The organism is Clostridium sp. AF27-2AA, from assembly GCF_003478505.1.
Taxonomy (GTDB): Bacteria; Bacillota; Clostridia; order Lachnospirales; family Lachnospiraceae; genus Brotaphodocola.
The window spans coordinates 1-17,850 of sequence record NZ_QUFI01000017.1; the positions used below are offsets into that span (position 1 = coordinate 1).

A 17,850-nucleotide genomic window follows, 5' to 3' on the forward strand; every position below is an offset into this window, starting at 1 on the left:
AAGAATTCAATTCCCCGTACGCCCGGACTCTTTATTAGTTCTGTCTCAATATTGTTATTTTACTTCTCCCACCGTCCGGATGCGCCGCATGGCAGTACAAGTTCGGTTTCGGTGACGGGGAGTCCAATTTCCTGAGCTTCTACATGTCCACCGAATTTTGGTACGATCTCGGTACTCATCATGTAGGTGAGGACCGCCGGGGCCAGGCCAGTGGTATAGGAGTTGATGAGGAAGAACAACGGGTCATCGGATAAGAGCTGTACGCACAGTTTTACGAGCGGATGAATTGCGTCCTCAATTTTCCAGATCTCGCCCTTCGGGCCGCGGCCATAGGATGGCGGATCCATGATGATGGCGTCATAATGGTTGCCGCGGCGGATCTCACGCTCTACAAATTTTACACAGTCATCGACCAGCCAGCGGATCGGAGCATCACTGAGGCCGGAGGATGCGGCATTCTCTTTTGCCCAGCCGACCATGCCCTTGGAGGCATCCACGTGAGTTACGCAAGCACCTGCTTTGGCAGCAGCAAGGGTTGCGCCGCCAGTGTATGCGAAGAGATTTAAGACCTTGACCGGGCGGCCGGCATTGCGGATCTTGTCACTGAACCAGTCCCAGTTGGCAGCCTGCTCCGGGAAGAGTCCGGTATGCTTAAAGCTGAATGGTTTTAAGTTGAAGGTCAGGCCTTTGTAGCCTATGGTCCACTGCTCCGGAAGATCAAAGAACTCCCACTCGCCACCGCCTTTGGCGCTGCGGTGATAGTGACCGTTCATGTGTTTCCAGCCTTTGTGGGTTTTTGGGGTGTCCCAGATGACCTGCGGGTCTGGGCGGACCAGAAGGTACTCGCCCCATCTTTCCAGTTTTTCTCCTTTTGAACAGTCAATGACCTGATAATCTTTCCAGCCATCTGCTAACCACATATATTTTTCCACCTTTCCAATTCGGATATTATAGTTCTTTGTGTTTTCGTTTGTTTTGGACCAGTTTTGTCCATGTTGTTTCCTGATTCCGCGCAGGATTTCCTAACCATTATAACAGTAAAAGACGGCGGTGTCCACGACAACAAATTTACTTTTTGACCAAGCTATAGTATAGTAGTAAGCAGAGAAAAAGGCCGTTTCTGAACCTGGCCGGGATTTGTCCGGTGGAATCAGAAAAAGGTCAGATCAGAACAAAAATAAGGTGGACGATTTTATGAAGAAATATGATTATGTACTGGTTGGAAGCGGACTTTATGCAGGTGTATGGGCGTACGAGGCAAAAAAGCGTGGAAAAACCTGTCTGGTTGTGGAAAAACGCGATCACATTGGCGGAAATGTGTATTGTGAGGAGGTAGAAGGCATTCATGTGCACCGCTATGGCGCGCACATTTTTCACACCAGTGACCGTCAGGTGTGGGATTATGTGAATCAGCTGGCCGAGTTTAACCGCTACACCAACAGTCCGGTGGCTAACTACAAGGGTGAGATGTACAACATGCCGTTTAACATGAATACCTTCAGCAAGATGTGGGGCATCAGTACTCCGGCAGAAGCAAAGGCTATCATTGAAGAGCAGAAGAAAGCGGTGACCGGCGAGCCGAAAAACCTTGAGGAGCAGGCCATCAGCCTGGTGGGAACTGACATTTACCAGAAGCTGGTAAAGGGCTACACCGAGAAACAGTGGGGACGGGACTGCAAAGAGCTTCCGGCCTTCATTATCCGCAGACTCCCGGTGCGTTTTACGTATGACAACAACTATTTCAATGATTTATACCAGGGTATTCCGATTGGCGGCTACAACGTGATCATCAATAAGCTGTTTGAAGGCTGTGATGTTGAGACCGGTGTGGATTATCTGGAACACAAGGAGCATTATGACGCGCTGGGCGGGACCGTTGTATACACCGGAACCATTGACGCCTACTATCAGTATCAGTTTGGCAAGCTGGAGTACCGCAGCCTGCGCTTTGAGTCCGAGGTATTAAACGAGGAGAATCATCAGGGTGTTGCGGTGGTCAACTACACAGACCGTGAGACTCCGTATACCCGCGTAATCGAGCACAAGCACTTTGAGTTTGGCACTCAGCCGAAGACCGTCATCACCAGAGAGTATCCGGCAGACTGGAAAGAAGGCATGGAAGCTTACTATCCGGTGAATGATGAGAAGAACCAGGCACTGTATCAGCAGTATGCGGCACTGGCAGAGAAGGAGGAGCATGTAGTCTTTGGCGGACGTCTGGCAGAGTATAAATATTATGACATGGACAAGGTTATTGCGTCCGCATTGAATCGCACGGCAGAGTACATTGGAAAATAAAAATGATAGCTGGACGGGCAGTGGTTGTCTGACAGCAAAAAGATGGACTGTGGCAGGCAGAAGAGTCAGCTGCGGCAGCCCGAATGAGAAGGAGAAAATGCAGACATGGACCGGGAATGTATGAATGTGGTTTACGCCTCTAACGATGGCTATGCGAGACATCTGGGAACGTCACTGTATTCCCTGCTGGACCGAAACCGGGACTTTGCGGAGATCAGCGTTTATGTGCTGACCCTGGGCCTTTCTGAGGAAAATCAGGGAAAGCTCCGGGAAATTGCAGAGCATTTTGGGAGAAGGCTGATCTTTTTAAATCTGGATGATCTGCTGGAGCGTATTGGATATGAAGTAGATACCGGCGGCTTTGATATCAGCGTTATGCTGCGCCTGTTTATGGGAGATATGCTGCCGGAGTCCGTGGAGCGTGTCTTATATCTGGACTGTGACACCGTGGTGCTGCAGTCATTAAAGCATCTGTGGAAGGAAGAACTGGAGGGAAAGATTGTGGGAGCAGTGATGGAGCCGACCATCTACCAGGCCGTGAAGGAATCCATTGATCTGGGTGAGGATGATCCCTATTATAATTCCGGAGTTCTTTTAGTAGACCTGAAACAGTGGCGTGAGCAGGAAATCCAGAAGAAGCTTTTGGGGTTCTGGAAGAGCAAGGGTGGAAAACTTTTTGCCAGCGACCAGGATGTGATCAATGGTACGCTGAAAGGGCAAATTCATACCCTGATGCCCCGCTACAACTTCTTTACCAATTACCGGTATTTTTCTTACCGGGAGCTCACACATCTTGGAAAGACCTACAAAGCCGTGACGCCGAGAGAACTGCAGATTGCAAAGCGGCATCCTTCTATCATCCATTACATGGGAGATGAGCGGCCCTGGATTGCAGGCAATCTGAATCATTATCGCAGAGCCTATGAACTGTATCTGGCAAAGACTCCCTGGGCGGGGGCACCGAAGCAGGAGGGAAAACGGGCATATATGCTGGGGTATCATATGCTGGATTATGCCACCGCAATCTGTCCGCCGGTGCGCCGTCTGGTGAGTCGGAAGCTGGGAATGAAGCTGGTGGAGAGCCGTAAGAAAGCGTAGGCGGGTCGTTGCGGACGGGGTTCGCAGGAGCGGAAAGCGTAAGCATATGGTAGTGCGGAAACAAAGGAAATGCTGGTTTTGGGACAAACATGGAGGAAAATACAATGGTAACCGTTTTAATGGCAACGTATCGGGGAAAGCAGTATCTGGAACAGCAGCTGGACACGATTCTGGCTCAGACCGTTCCGGTGAGGATTCTGATCTCAGATGATGGTTCCGATGACGGAACCCGGGAAATGCTGGAGAACTACGCCGGATGGTATCCGGAACAGGTGTTTCTGCATCATAGGACACAGCACACTGGCGGCGCGGCCGGAAACTTTTTCTGGCTGATGCAGGAGGCTCTGAAGGATGAGAAAAATGAGTACATTTTCTTCAGTGACCAAGATGATGTCTGGGAGAATAACAAAGTCAGTGTTATGCTGCATCGAATGAAGGTACTGGAGAAGGGCCTGGGAAAACAGTGCCCGATCCTGTTATATTCGGATATGGAAGTGGTGGATGAAGATCTTTACGAGATCAGTCCGAGCTTTGCCGCTTATACTCATCAGGATCCGGACCGCAGCAGTTTTGCGGAACTTCTGGTGGAGAACCAGGTGACCGGCGGCGCCTCCATGATCAACCGGGCGCTGCTCACGCATTGCGCGATGGAGCCGGAAATCTGCTGTATGCATGACTGGTGGATTGCGCTTACCGCATCCTGCTTTGGTGTCATTGAGTTTATGCCGAGAGTGCTTTCCAAATATCGCCAGCACGGAGATAATGTACTGGGCGCGAAGGACGCAGGCAGCTTTGGAGAAATGAAGGCCCGTCTTGGCCGCGGTAAAGAAGTGGAGCAGAATTACCGCCGGATGTTAAACCAGGGCATTGCTTTCGGACGCAGGTTCTGGAAAAATATGGATACGGCGCAGCGCATGACCCTGCGCGCGTTTCTGGCTTTGCCCTATCAGTCTGCAGCAGGACGGTTAAAGAATATCCGTTACAATCGCTTTTATAAAAATTCCGCGCTGCAGACACTGGCCATGTGTCTAACGATGCCGCGGGCAGAAAAGCTGCGGCAGCCGAAAAATGAGCAGGCTGCGGAGTGTGAAAATTGCGAAGTGAAAACAGCAGGGCAGGAGCAGAAAGCATGAGCGTGAGGCTGAGCTGTGTGATTTTGAACTACAACGATGCAGAGACCACGGAAAAGCTGGTAAAGCAGATCGCGGATTACAACGTACTTCATCAGATTATTGTGGTGGATAATGCCTCCACGGATGATTCTCTGGAACGATTAAAAAAGCTTGAAGCAGACCAGCCTGGCAGGCTTCATGTGCTTTCCGCTGATCATAACGGCGGCTATGGCTCCGGCAACAACCTCGGGGTCCGATATGCTGCAGGGCAGGGCGGAGCCACCCATGTTCTGATTGCGAATCCGGATGTTGTATTTTCGGAGCAATCTCTGGAAGCCATGCTGTCAGTCTTTGCCCGTCACCCCGAGGTGGGAATTGTGACTGCCCGGATTCACGACGCGCGATTCCCGGACCTGAAAAATGGCTGGCCACTGCGCAGCTTCACCCGGGAACTCTTAAGCATGGGGCCAGTGAGCCGCCGCTTATTTAAAAGGAGCTTTGACTACCCGGATTCGTATTTCGCGGGCCACAATGCTGTATATGTGGGGGCCGTGCACGGATCCATGCTGATGGTGGACACGGAAAAATTTCTGGAAGCCGGAGGTTATGATGAGGGAGTCTTCCTTTATGAAGAAGAACAGATTCTTGGCCGCCGGCTGCAGAATGCCGGTTACCGCAGTGTACTTTTGTTAAACCAGTATTATGATCATGAGCACTCCACATCCATCAGCAAATCCTTCTCCGACGCCATGAAACGCCAGCAGCTTCGGGAGAAGAGTACCCTTTACTATATGAAACACTATCTGCATATCAACCCGGTTCAGGAGCAGATTGCAAAAATGTGGTTTGCCGGGATCCGGATGGAGATGCGGATGGCAAAGTTTGTAAGAATAAAAATTTAAGAATATTCACGAAAGGTCCGAAGCAGGCCAGGGTGATATCCCGCTGCGCAAAATATAAGTGCCGTGTCCGGCTATGCAGCGACTGGTGTTTGAGGTAGGCGGACATCTTGTCCGACTATCCGCAAACATCTGTCAGCTGCATCGTCCGAACACAATACCCATATTTTGCGCAGCGGTATGCCGGGATTACCGGCTTCGGACCTGTAGTGGGTTCTGTCTCTATATTGTTATTGGGCGAATTTCTGGAATGCTTTTGAGGCCACGCTTTGCGGATATTCCGAATCGGAAATCAGAAGGATATTACGTTCTGGGAATTGCTCCTCAATCTGGATCTGGAAGATGTTTCCGGCGGCGAGTTCGCTGTGGGCGAAGGCTTCCGGGATGAATCCGATGCCGAGGTTGTGGCGCACAGCGGGCAGAATCAGGTCGGTGGTGGCCAGTTCCATATCTGGTGAGAAGGAGAGACCATACTGTGCAAAGTAGGTATTCAGGAAGGTACGGCTGATGGACTCCGAGGTCAGGCTGATCCAGGGATAGGAGGCCAGTTCCCGGAGCGAGACCGGACGGTCCTTCAGCTCTTCAAAGCGCCTGCCGCTGATGAGGATGTCCCGGTAGGTGTGCAGTTTTTTCATGCGCAGCGGTTCCGAAATGTGAAGCGGAAGGGAGGAAACCACGGCGAAATCTACCTTACCGTCCCGTACGGCCTGAATAGAATCCTGGGTGCTGTGATTTAAAATCTGGAAATGGACGCCCGGGTATTCCTGGTGAAAGGCCTCCATGGCCGCAAAGAGCCAGGAATGCAGGGCCGTTTCGGTGGCGCTGATGGAGATGCTGCCGTTTTCCAGCTGGAGCAGATCGCTTAAATGGTTTTCGGCCCGGAAAAACTGCAGGCAGCCGGCGGAGACATATTCAAAGAAGCGGCTTCCCTCCGCAGTCAGCTCCATGCCGGATTTGCTGCGGATGAAAAGGCGGCAGCCCAGGTCCGATTCCAGCTTATGGATGACGCGGGTCACGGCAGGCTGGCTGGTGTTTAAGGCAGCAGCGGCCCGAGTCAGGTTGCCGTATTTCGCCACGTAGTAAAAAATCTTATAATATTCAAAATTGGATGTCATGTGCTGGTAATCTCCCTGTTTTATCAATCTGTTTTTCTCAGAAACTTGTCTTTCTTTATCTCCATTATAATACAGAAACCCGGGAAAATCCACGCTTTGCGCTGTATCCATATCAGATTGATATGAATACAATGCGGAAACGGCATTTTACAGATTGCATTGTATGTGCGAAAATACAATCGTAAGCGTTAGAAAAATAACAAACCACTGCAATGGAATGAGACAAGCTAAAAGAAAGAGGTAATGTTATGGAGAACAACACCTGTCTGGAAAAGCAGCCTTTATGTGAGGAAATGCTGGAAAAGATGAATGCCTACTGGCGTGCGGCAAACTATCTGTCTGCCGGTCAGTTATACCTGTTAGACAATCCGCTGTTAAAGAAACCGCTGAGCATGGATCAGATCAAAAAGAAAATCGTCGGACACTGGGGAACCGTGCCGGGACAGAATTTCGTATATATACACTGCAACCGTGCCATCAAACGATATGATCTGGATATGATCCTTCTTTCCGGCCCGGGCCACGGCGGAAACTTTCTGATCGCCAACACCTATCTGGACGGAAGCTACAGTGAGGTATATCCGAACATCAGTCAGGACGAGGAAGGCATGAAGAAAATGTTCAAGCAGTTCTCCTTCCCCTGCGGCGTTCCGAGCCACTGTGCTCCGGAGACTCCTGGTTCCATCAACGAGGGCGGTGAGCTTGGCTATTCCATTGCCCATGCATTCGGCGCTGTATTTGATAACCCGGATCTGATCGCAACGGTGGTTGTGGGAGATGGCGAGGCAGAAACCGGCCCGCTAGCAACCTCCTGGCAGTCCAATAAATTCTTAAACCCGATCACCGATGGTGCGGTTCTTCCAATCCTGCACTTAAATGGATATAAGATCAGCAACCCGACCATCTTTTCCCGTATCCCGCACGACGAGATCAAGTCCTTCTTCGAGGGCTGCGGCTGGAAGCCGTACTTTGTTGAGGGCGACGATCCGATGACCATGCATAAGAAGATGGCAGAGACCATGGATACCGTCATCGAGGAGATCAAGGCTATCCAGAAACACGCAAGAGATGAGCAGGATCCGGAGCGTCCGAAGTGGCCGATGATCATCCTGCGCACTCCGAAGGGCTGGACCGGTCCGAAATTCGTAGATGGCCAGCAGATTGAGGGATCCTTCCGCGCCCATCAGGTTCCGATCAGCATGGAGAAGCCGGAGCATTTACAGCTTCTGGAAGACTGGTTAAAGAGCTATCACGCAGAGGAGCTGTTCGATGAGAACGGACGCCTGATCCCGGAGCTGGCGGAGCTGGCACCGAAGGGCAATGCCCGCCTGGGCGCAAACCCGCACGCAAACGGAGGCCTGCTGTTAAAAGATCTTCGTCTCCCGGATTTCCGTGAGTACGGCATTCCGGTGGAGCCGGGCAAGACCAAGGCTCAGGATATGATCGAGCTTGGCGGTTATATCCGTGATATATTCAAACTCAATGAGGACAGCAAAAACTTCCGTATCTTCGGACCGGATGAGAGCATGTCTAACCGTCTGTATAAGGTATTTGAGGAGCAGAACCGCGACTGGAACGGCGAGCTGCTTCCGACCGATGACAAGCTGGCAAGAAATGGCCGTATCATGGATGGCATGCTGAGTGAGCATATGTGTGAGGGCTGGCTGGAAGGATATCTGCTGACGGGCCGTCACGGTTTCTTCGCAAGCTATGAGGCGTTTATCCGCATCGTGGATTCCATGGCCGCACAGCACGCAAAGTGGCTGAAGGTCTGCAACCAGTTGTCCTGGAGACGTCCGATCGCATCCTTGAACTTTATCCTGACCTCCAATGTATGGCAGCAGGACCACAACGGATTTACCCATCAGGATCCAGGCTTCTTAGACCATATTGCCAACAAGAAAGCAGATGTTGTCCGTATGTATCTTCCGCCGGATACTAACTGCCTGCTTTCCTGCTTTGATCATTGCATCAAGAGTAAGAACTACGTGAATGCCATCGTTGCTTCCAAGCATCCGAGCTGCCAGTGGCTGTCCATGGCGCAGGCTGTGAAACACTGCACCCAGGGCATTGGCATCTGGGAGTGGGCAAGCAATGACTGCGGCGAGGAGCCGGATGTGGTTATGGCATGCTGCGGTGATACCCCGACCCTGGAGACCATGGCTGCAGTTACTATCCTGCGGGATGAGCTTCCGGAATTAAAGATCCGCGTAGTGAACGTAGTAGACCTGTTTAAGATGGAGAGTGATCACAAGCATCCGCATGGCTTAAGCGATGCCGAGTATGACGCAATCTTCACCCCAAATAAGCCGGTAATCTTCGCGTTCCACGGATATCCGACTCTGATCCATGAGTTGACCTATGAGCGCAATAATCACAACATGTCTGTTCACGGCTATCAGGAGGAAGGCACCATCACGACACCGTTCGACATGCGTGTCCAGAACCAGCTTGACCGCTTCAGTCTGGTAAAAGACGCGGTAATGCATTTGCCGCAGTTGGGCAACCGTGGTTCCTTCCTGATCCAGAAAATGAATGATAAGCTGGTAGAGCACAAGCAGTATATTGCCGAGTACGGACAGGATATGGAGGAAATCCGCAACTGGGAGTGGCACGTACCGGAAAAATAAGCGCAGTTAATAAATAGAAATATCATATATAAGAAACGCCGCCACGGCAAAACCGTGGCGGCGTTTTCATGTTGCGATAGGAATTATATAGCGGAAATCTGCTTCTGGAACAGGCTATTGACAGCTGCTTCCTTAGATTTGATGAGGTGCAGGGTAATAGCCGCGGATGCCTCTTCTTTTTGATCATTTAAAATATAGCGGATCAGTTCGATATGTTCCCGGGCCGCTTCAATATGTCGCTCCCAGATATCCTGGCCGGAAAACAGGCGGATGCGCTGGTTCTGATCATAGATATGATCGAGCATATCGTTAAAGAATTTGTTGGGGCAGGCCTTGTTGAGCAGTCGGTGCAGTTTATCGTCAAGGTAGCAGAATTCTTCTGGAGTTTTTGCGGACGGTACAGTCTGAATGAGCTGTTCGGAGGTTTTCTGGATATCAATCAGTGCATTTCGGTCGATTCGGTTCATATAGTTGTTAATGATAAATGGTTCCAGAAGGATGCGGGCTTCAAAGGTCTGGTTGATCTCGACCAGAGTAAGTCCGGTTACCATAACCCCTTTTTTGGGAATGATCTGGACAAAGCCTTCCTGCTCCAGTTTGTTGAGTGCTTCGCGTATAGGGGTACGGCTGGCATCGATCTCTTCAATCAGGTCGGCTTCATTTAAAAAGGTGTTTGGTTTGTAATCGCAGGACATAATCCGCTCTTTGATAATCTGATATGCCTTGTTTTTCAGATTCGTAGTCATGAAACTATCCTCCCGGTATATTGGTTCGTTCATATTATATTTTACCACATAACGTTATAAATAACATATCAAGAAATGCAGAATAAATTAGAAAATATGAAATTCATATTTATGATGTATACATCATACATCCTTTTTCTTTTCAGAATCGTTGTGCTAACATGAAATTACACAAAAGATGTTGTAAAAACCAGGAGGGAAAAGAGAAAATGAACAAAAAACTTGGTGTAGTATTAGCAGCCGCAATGGCAGTTACCAGCATGACCGGATGCGGAGGAAGCTCCTCCAGCACTTCCACCACCGCAGCAGACACTGCAGCAGCAACCACCGCAGCAGAGGCAGCCGCTGATAAGGCTGCAGCAGATGGCAGCGAGGCAAAGGCTCCGGTTGGTGATCCGATCGAGCTGACCTTTGGACATGGACAGGCTGAGGGTCATCCGTACCAGCAGGCAGCTCTCTATTTCAAGGATCTGGTTGAGAAAGAGTCCGGCGGTTCCATTACCGTTACCGTAGCTCCGAACGGCACCCTTGGTGATGAGCGTGAATCTGTAGAGGCTCTGCAGATGGGCACCATGGATATCAGCGTAGCCGTAGCAGCAGCACTGAGCGGATTTGATTCCAACATGGACGTATTCAACATGCCGTACCTGTTTGATTCTCGTGAGGAAGCATTCAAGGTTCTGGACGGCGAAGTAGGACAGGAACTGTTTGGAAATCTGGAAAGTCAGGGCATTAAGGTATTCGGTACCTACGATCTGGGCTTCCGCAGCATGACCAACTCCACCAGACCGATCGAGACTCCGGATGACTGCAAGGGTCTTCGCGTTCGTACTCTTGAGAGCTCTGTATGTGTAGATGCTCTTGGCGCTCTTGGTATGGATGCAGTTTCCATGAGCTTCAGTGAGCTGTTCACCGCACTTCAGACTGGCGCTGTAGATGGTCAGGAGAACCCGCTGTTCACCATTTATAACTCCCGTTTCTATGAGGTTCAGAAATATCTGTCCCTGACCGAGCACTTCTACCCGGTATGCCCGCTGATGATGAGCGAGATCACCTGGAACAAGTTAAGCCCGGAGCAGCAGGATATCGTCGCAGACGCTATGAAGAAGTCTGTTGATTACGAGCGTGAGCTGGCAGGCGAAGAGTTAGACAAGATGCTGGAAGGCTGCAAAGAGAAAGGCATGGAAGTCAATGAAGTAGACAAGGCTCCGTTCATCGAGGCAGTACAGCCGGTATATGAGAAATACAATTCACAGTTTGGCAGTCTGATCGAGAAGATCAACGCAGCAAAATAACAGAGGAGGCAGTCAGGTTATGACGAAAATGATTAAGGGAATCGACAAAGCAGTAAACGGATTTCTGACATGGGTCGTTGTACTGATGCTTGCCGTGATGTCAGTGGTTGTGTTTGGACAGGTGGTTTTCCGCCTTGTCCATGCCACCATTCCGTGGAGTGAAGAGTTATCCAAGTACATGCTGATCTGGACCACGTTCCTTGGTTCAGCGCTTTGTGTGCGTAAGGGCTCTCTGGTAGGTCTGGAGATCCTGTTTATGATGCTCCCGAAAAAAGCGGTCAAAGCAGTAATGCTTCTGGTACAGGCAGCAACCGCGGCATTCATGGTATTTCTGATCGTAATGGGATATAAGACAGCAGGTCTTGTATGGAATCAGACCACACCGGTATTGAAAATGCCTATGGGACTGATGTATGCTTCCATTCCGACTGGTGCAGTATTCATGCTGATCAATACCATTATCGTAGTTTACTATCAGATCACAGGGGAGGACGTAAAATGACAGCAGTATTGTTCATAAGTATGGTAATCCTGCTTTTTGCAGGAGTTCCGATCGCTTTTGTGCTGGGCGGCTCCTCCGTGCTGGCACTGGCCGCTGACAGCGGTACCAATATGTCAATCGTGATCCAGAGAATGTTTTCCGGAACCGGAAGCTTTACTCTGCTGGCAATTCCGTTCTTCGTTCTTGCCGGAAACCTGATGAGCTCCGGCGGTATTTCCCGCCGTCTGGTAAATTTATGCAACAGCTTCCTGGGTCATATCCCGGGCGGCCTGGCTATGGTTGCCGTGGCAACCTGCGCCTTCTTCGCAGCAATCTCCGGTTCCAGCGCAGCAACCGCAGCGGCTGTTGGAGCGATCATTGTTCCGGAAATGCTCAAACACAAATATGACCGCAACTTTGCGGCTGGTACCATTGCTTCTTCCGCTGAGCTTGGCGTTATCATTCCGCCGAGTATTGGCCTGATCCAGTACGGTGTTGCTGCAGAGCAGTCCATCGGTGATCTGTTTAAGGCAGGTTTTCTTCCGGGATTATTCATCTGCGGAACCATTATGGCTATGGCTCATCATCTTGCAAAGAAACAGGGATTCGTTCCGGTGGAAAAAGCAAGCTGGGCTGAGCGTGGAAAAGCATTTAAGGATGCAATCCTCGCAATCCTGATGCCGGTCATCATTCTGGGCGGTATCTACAGCGGATTCTTTACCCCGACTGAGGCAGCCGTTGTTTCTGTATTCTATGGCCTAGTTGTTGGTGTCTTTGTATACAGAGAGATCAAGCTGAAAGACTTAAAGAAAATCTTCTATGAGTCTGTTCTGACCATGGCTACGGTTCTTCTGATCATGTCCGCATCCACCATCTTTGGATGGATTCTGGCAAAACAGCAGATCCCGCAGGCTCTGGCAAAAGCATTCCTGGGAATTTCTGACAGTAAGTATGTATTCCTGCTTCTCATCAATGTTATGCTTCTGGTAGTCGGCATGGTTTGTGAGGCTGGCGCAGCTATGGTAATCCTGGCTCCGCTGCTTGCCCCGATTGCCCAGACCCTTGGCATCGACCTGATCCATTTCGGTATCATTATGATGACCAACCTGGCTATCGGCATGATGACACCTCCGGTAGGTGTAAACCTGTACGTTGTCTGTGATAGCGCCAATGTAAAGATTGAGGGCATGATGAAGTACCTGATGAGGTATTTCGCGGTTCTGATTGCGGATCTTCTTATTATTACATATTTTCCGCCGCTGTCTTTACTGATTCCAACATTGCTGAAATAAGGAGAAACTCATCGTGAAGATTACAGATATCAAAACAATTATCCTGAAATATCCCTATGAGTCCTTTATCGCTGACGGTCAGTCTGCGTGCTTCGGAAGAGGCGCGCTGCTGATCCAGGTGGAGACGGACGCAAAGATTACAGGACTTGGAGAGTGCGCAACCTTTGGTGCCTCCATGACAGCTATGGCTGACATCATTGAGAACCAGCTGAAGGGGCTTTTGATCGGACAGAACCCGCTGGATATTGAGCGGCTATGGGAGACTATGGTGTGGAGTAATTTTGCCAATGGACGCCGCGGTATTGTGATGGGCGCGATCAGCGGTATCGATATTGCGCTGTGGGACATTGCCGGTAAAGTGGCAGGACTTCCATTATACCGTCTGTTGGGCGCAAACAGCGATAAGGTAAAGGGCTATGCCAGCGCAGGCTTCTATGCTCCGGAAAAGAGCATTGATGACCTGAAGCGTGAGATGGAGAGTTACATGGCCAAGGGCTATACCGCTTTCAAGATGAAAGTCGGAAGAAGCCGCAACAACATCGGTATGCCGCACCGATATGTGAATAAGGGTGATTTCAATATTTCCTTTGAGGAGGATATGGCTCGTGTCGCAGCAGTACGTGAGACCATTGGCCAGGATGCTGTTCTGATGATTGACATGAACTGTACCTGGGATGTGGATGCAGTGCTTGCAGCCGAAAAATATTTCGATGAGTATAACATCTACTGGATTGAGGAGCCGTCCCGCTCTGATGATGTGGCAGGCTACGCAAAAATCGCAGCCGGATTAAAGCGCACGAAGGTAGCTGGCTGCGAGTCTGAGCAGGGACTGGCACGCTACAAGGAACTCCTGGAGCGTGGCGCTCTGGATGTGGTACAGGCGAACCTGGGCTGGAGTGGAGGATTTACCGAGTGCCGCAGAATCGCAGCTTTGTCACTTGCCTATGATAAACTGTTTACTCCCCACACCTTTTTCTCAGCAGTTCTGACAGCAGCTAATGTTCATTTTGCAGCATCCCTGCCGAATGTTCCGTTCATTGAGTCAGAGGAAAATTACAATCCGCTGAGAACAGAACTGTTAAAAGAGCCGATTCAGTGCGACAGCGAGATGAATTACCTTGTACCACAGGGAGCAGGTCTTGGTGTAGAACTGAATATGGATGTTGTAGAAAAGTATCGCGTGAGATAAGGAAAACTGTATCCATACATTTATAGAAGAAACGCCGCCACGGCAAAACCGTGGCGGCGTTTCTTTTGGCAAAATAGAAGGATAATAAAAAGTGAGTGACTTTTGCACGAATTATGGTTCTTCGTGCATGGACCAGGCATTGTGGTCCGTGTGTAAGATCATATGGGACTTGTGGGAAAGAGGATGTTCAAGGAAATCCTGGTACAGCTTTGCCACGTCCTGGTTCTCATGGGAGAAGCGGATCTTACTGTTCTTGTCTAAGAAGTGCAGGTTTTCACCGCGCACTCCCGCAAGTTCTTTGCCGTCACAGATCGGCTGTCCACCGCCGCCGACACAGCCGCCGGGGCAGGCCATGACTTCTACGAAGTCATAAGATACATCGCCGCGCCGGATAGCCTCGAGGAGTTTTCTGGTGTTGCCGAGGCCGCTGACAATGGCGGTGCGGACTGTAGTTCCGTTAAAGTCGAGGATTGCTTCTGTGAGTGCATACTCCTCATTGACAGTACGGATGTCGTTAAAGAAATCCGGGTCTGGATTTTTGGCGGACAGAGCATGGTAAGCGGTACGAAGTGCTGCTTCCATGACGCCGCCGGTAGCGCCAAAGATGACGCCGGCACCGGTCCACTCCTGCATGAGGCTGTCTGGCTTGCGGTCAGTCAGCACTTCCGGCCGGAGGTGGGTTTCACGCAGCATGCGGGTGAACTCTCGTGTGGTCAGTACGATGTCCACGTCCTTACCTGCGTATTCTTTATAGTAGAAATCCATGTTTGCCTCTGCTTTTTTTGCAACACAGGGCATAACGGATACGGTCACAATGTTTTCAGGATCCACGCCGATGGACTGCGCAAAGTAAGTCTTCATAACCGCGCCAAACATCTGCTGCGGAGATTTCGCGGTAGAAAGCTGCGGCACCATTTCCGGGAACTGGGTTTTAACAAAACGCAGCCAGCCCGGGCAGCAGGAGGTGAACATCGGCCAGTTGTTTAAGGAACCGTTCTGGAACCGTTCCAGGAACTCCGTTGCCTCCTCCATGATGGTTAAGTCTGCGGAGAAGGAGGTATCGAACACATAGTCCGCTCCCATGCGCTTCCAGGCATCCAGGATCTTGCCTACGGTAGCGTCCTCGCGCTTCATGCCCATGGCCTCGCCCCATGCGGCACGCACGGCCGGAGCAATCTGAACCACAACGATTTTCTTTTCATCTGCAATGGCATCCCATACCTTCTCGGTATCATCCCGCTCACGCAGGGCGCCGACCGGGCAGTGGGTGATGCACTGGCCGCAGAGAACACAGTCCGCATCGGTGATTTTGCGGTTGCCTTTGACATTGACGGTGGTCCTGGAACCGGTGCTGGTCACATCCCAGATGCCAAGTCCCTGCACCTTGTCGCAGACCTGGATACAGCGCATGCACTTGATGCACTTTTCGGTATCGCGGATCAGTGGGAAGTTCTTGTCCCACGGTGCATGCTCCACGCGCTCTTTGAAGGGCAGATCGATGATGTTTAAGTCGTTGGAGAGGGTCTGCAGGGTACAGTTGCCGCTGCGGACGCAGGTCGCGCACTTAAAGTCGTGCTGGGAAAGAATCAGCTGCACATTCTGCTTTCTTGCCACGCGGACCTTTGGACTGTTGGTCAGAATCTCCAGATCTTCCTGTACCTTGTTGTTACAGGAGGTTACAAGCTTCTCCTTGCCGACTACTTCCACGAGGCAGACACGGCAGGCCGCAATCTCGTTGATATCTTTTAAGTAGCAGAGCTTCGGAATGTCGATTCCTGCAAGGGCTGCCGCTTCCATAATGGTGGTTCCCTCTGGAACCGAGATTTCGTTATGATCGATCTTTAAATTTACCATCTGTTTTCACGACCTCCTTTGAAGATTCCATAGCCGAAGTGGTCGCAGCCGAGGCATCGGCTGGCTTCCTGTCGGGCCTCTGCTTCCGTCATGCAGTTTTCCACGCCTTCAAAGTCGCAGACGCGCTCGCAGGCCTCGCGCTCAGTCATATTGACACGGCCGCACGGGATACGGTCGCGCAGGTCAGGCTCCGGAAGCACAACATCGCAGCCGATGGTGTGGCGGAAGCCAAGGTATTCATCAATGTTTGCCGCAACAACTTTTGCTGCCGCAATGGCTTTGATAACGGATGCCGGTCCGGATGCGCAGTCACCGCCGGCAAATACGCCAGGCATATTGTCAAAACCACCGTAACGCTCGGTCTGAATCTTGCCGCGGTTAACCGGAAGACCGGCCTCCTCGAAGTGCTGGAACTCGATATCCTGTCCGATGGCCACGATCAGGGTCTGGCACGGAATGAAGATATCCGGCTCGCCGGTGGCACGCACGCTGGCTCTGCCGCCCTTGATTTTACTGATCATCTGAGGGGTGACATAGACACCGCGTACATGGTTGTTTTCATCTACATCAATTCTGGCCGGAGCCATCAGGGTTTTCACTTCAATGCCCTCGGCAACCGCGCCCTCAATCTCGCCCGGCAGCGCAGTCATATCGGCTACACGGCGGCGGTAGAGGATGGACACCTTCTTTGCGCCGAGACGTCTTGCGGTGCGGACCGCATCCATGGAAACGTTTCCGCCGCCAATGACAGCAACCTCCTGACCGGTCAGATCCGGATTTAAGTTCTTCCCTACATCACGCAGGAAGCGGACAGCGGAGATGACGCCTTCAGCGGATTCTCCCTCAATGCCGAGCTTTTTATCGGTGCTCGCGCCGATGGTAATGAGCACGGCATCGTATTCCTTGCGGAGCTCCTGAATGGTAATGTCAGTGCCGATGCGTTTGCCGTATTCCACCTTCACGCCGGTTTCCAGAATGGCGTCAATATCGTCATCGAGACGGTCTTTCGGAAGACGGTAATTCGGAATACCGTAGCGGAGCATGCCGCCCAGCTTCGGAAGCATCTCGAAAACCGTGGTTTGATGGCCCATGAGCTGTAAATAGTAAGCGGCGCTTAAGCCTCCCGGGCCTCCGCCGATGATGGCAATCTTCTTGCCGGTGGAAGCGGCGCAGGCTGGCGGTGGAACCTTGCCGGCATAGTCGGCAGCAAAGCGTTTTAAACCGCGGATATTGACTGCGTCATCAATGATGTTTCTTCGGCAGCGGGCCTCGCATGGGTGTTCACAGATGAAGCCGCAAGTGGTCGGGAACGGGTTGTCCTTGCGGATTAAGCGGATAGCGTCGGCATAGCGGCCTTCCCGCACCAGGGAAACGTAGCCCGGGATGTCCACGTGAGCCGGACACAGGGAAACACACGGAACCGGCTGGCTGTAGTTACAGGTGCAGCGGCCCTGGTGAACGTGCTCCTCATAATCTTCATAGCATTCTTTCAGGCTGCGGTATACGGCATGAGCTGCCTCATAACCAATTGCGCAGTCAGCACCATTCATAATGGTCTGCGCCAGCTCTTCCATCAGCGTTAAGGTATCCATGGTGGCTTCACCGTTCATAACATCGGTGAGCAGGTTCTTTAACTGCCACAGGCCGACGCGGCACGGTACGCATTTGCCGCAGGTGTGGGTGTGACACATTTCCACGAATGCTCTGGTCATGTCTACCGGGCAGAGACCTGGCGGGCTGGACTCGATTCTCCGCTCCAGGTCTTTGTACAGCTCTTCGATCATAAGCTGCGCCTGGTTGGGACTGGTAATCTCCAAACGACTCATATCTGATTTACCTCT

Annotated in this window: 14 protein-coding genes; 9 read left to right on the plus strand and 5 right to left on the minus strand. The window is 51.2% G+C overall.

Annotated elements, in window-relative coordinates; genetic code table 11:
* Positions 1–59: 59 nt before the first annotated feature.
* A complete protein-coding gene (locus tag DWY84_RS10615; RefSeq protein WP_118533084.1) occupies positions 60–920 on the minus strand; it encodes a class I SAM-dependent methyltransferase in 861 nt (286 codons plus the stop codon).
* A gap of 274 nt (positions 921–1,194) precedes the next feature.
* On the opposite strand from DWY84_RS10615, the gene glf reads away from it, so the two are divergent.
* From glf to DWY84_RS10635, 4 genes are all read left to right on the plus strand, one after another.
* Complete coding sequence (gene glf / locus DWY84_RS10620; RefSeq protein ID WP_118533086.1) at positions 1,195–2,298, plus strand: UDP-galactopyranose mutase; 1,104 nt, start codon at positions 1,195–1,197, stop codon at positions 2,296–2,298.
* Positions 2,299–2,403: 105 nt separating this feature from the next.
* Positions 2,404–3,396 (plus strand): glycosyltransferase family 8 protein, encoded by a 993-nt coding sequence (locus DWY84_RS10625; protein WP_243024831.1) that lies wholly within the window; start codon positions 2,404–2,406, stop codon positions 3,394–3,396.
* A gap of 104 nt (positions 3,397–3,500) precedes the next feature.
* Positions 3,501–4,529 (plus strand): glycosyltransferase family 2 protein, encoded by a 1,029-nt coding sequence (locus DWY84_RS10630; protein ID WP_178716259.1) that lies wholly within the window; start codon positions 3,501–3,503, stop codon positions 4,527–4,529.
* Positions 4,526–5,410: a glycosyltransferase family 2 protein gene (locus tag DWY84_RS10635; RefSeq protein WP_118533090.1), complete on the plus strand. Its 885-nt coding sequence runs from the start codon at positions 4,526–4,528 to the stop codon at positions 5,408–5,410. Before DWY84_RS10630 ends, DWY84_RS10635 begins: the two co-directional genes overlap by 4 nt.
* Positions 5,411–5,637: 227 nt before the next feature.
* Here DWY84_RS10635 and DWY84_RS10640 read toward each other — a convergent pair whose 3' ends face one another.
* Positions 5,638–6,522 carry a LysR family transcriptional regulator gene (locus tag DWY84_RS10640; protein ID WP_178716370.1) on the minus strand — a complete coding sequence of 295 codons (885 nt, stop codon included), beginning with the start codon at positions 6,520–6,522 and terminating at the stop codon, positions 5,638–5,640.
* A gap of 248 nt (positions 6,523–6,770) precedes the next feature.
* On the opposite strand from DWY84_RS10640, the gene DWY84_RS10645 reads away from it, so the two are divergent.
* Positions 6,771–9,152, plus strand: coding sequence for a phosphoketolase family protein (locus tag DWY84_RS10645; protein WP_118533092.1), 2,382 nt, complete (start codon positions 6,771–6,773; stop codon positions 9,150–9,152).
* Positions 9,153–9,235: 83 nt separating this feature from the next.
* Here DWY84_RS10645 and DWY84_RS10650 read toward each other — a convergent pair whose 3' ends face one another.
* Complete coding sequence (locus DWY84_RS10650) at positions 9,236–9,898, minus strand: GntR family transcriptional regulator (RefSeq protein ID WP_178716905.1); 663 nt, start codon at positions 9,896–9,898, stop codon at positions 9,236–9,238.
* Between the two features lie 209 nt (positions 9,899–10,107).
* On the opposite strand from DWY84_RS10650, the gene DWY84_RS10655 reads away from it, so the two are divergent.
* The 4 genes from DWY84_RS10655 to DWY84_RS10670 are packed head-to-tail and all read left to right on the plus strand — an operon-like array spanning position 10,108 to position 14,155.
* On the plus strand, positions 10,108–11,193 hold the full coding sequence (locus DWY84_RS10655; protein WP_178716907.1) for a TRAP transporter substrate-binding protein: 1,086 nt from the start codon (positions 10,108–10,110) through the stop codon (positions 11,191–11,193).
* A 19-nt stretch (positions 11,194–11,212) separates the two neighbouring features.
* Complete coding sequence (locus DWY84_RS10660) at positions 11,213–11,695, plus strand: TRAP transporter small permease (RefSeq protein WP_118533098.1); 483 nt, start codon at positions 11,213–11,215, stop codon at positions 11,693–11,695.
* Entirely contained in the window at positions 11,692–12,966 is a 1,275-nt protein-coding gene (locus DWY84_RS10665) for a TRAP transporter large permease (RefSeq protein WP_118533100.1), read from the plus strand. The genes DWY84_RS10660 and DWY84_RS10665 overlap by 4 nt, the downstream gene beginning before the upstream one ends.
* Before the next feature lie 13 nt (positions 12,967–12,979).
* The gene (locus tag DWY84_RS10670) at positions 12,980–14,155 is read left to right on the plus strand and encodes a mandelate racemase/muconate lactonizing enzyme family protein (RefSeq protein WP_118533102.1); all 1,176 of its coding nucleotides are present in this window, start codon (positions 12,980–12,982) and stop codon (positions 14,153–14,155) included.
* A gap of 111 nt (positions 14,156–14,266) precedes the next feature.
* Here DWY84_RS10670 and DWY84_RS10675 read toward each other — a convergent pair whose 3' ends face one another.
* Both DWY84_RS10675 and DWY84_RS10680 read right to left on the minus strand, forming a co-directional pair.
* Positions 14,267–16,009, minus strand: a complete 1,743-nt coding sequence (locus DWY84_RS10675; RefSeq protein ID WP_118533104.1) for a [FeFe] hydrogenase, group A — start codon at positions 16,007–16,009, stop codon at positions 14,267–14,269.
* The gene (locus DWY84_RS10680; RefSeq protein WP_118533106.1) at positions 16,003–17,835 is read right to left on the minus strand and encodes an NAD(P)-binding protein; all 1,833 of its coding nucleotides are present in this window, start codon (positions 17,833–17,835) and stop codon (positions 16,003–16,005) included. Before DWY84_RS10680 ends, DWY84_RS10675 begins: the two co-directional genes overlap by 7 nt.
* Between the last annotated feature and the right edge of the window lie 15 nt (positions 17,836–17,850).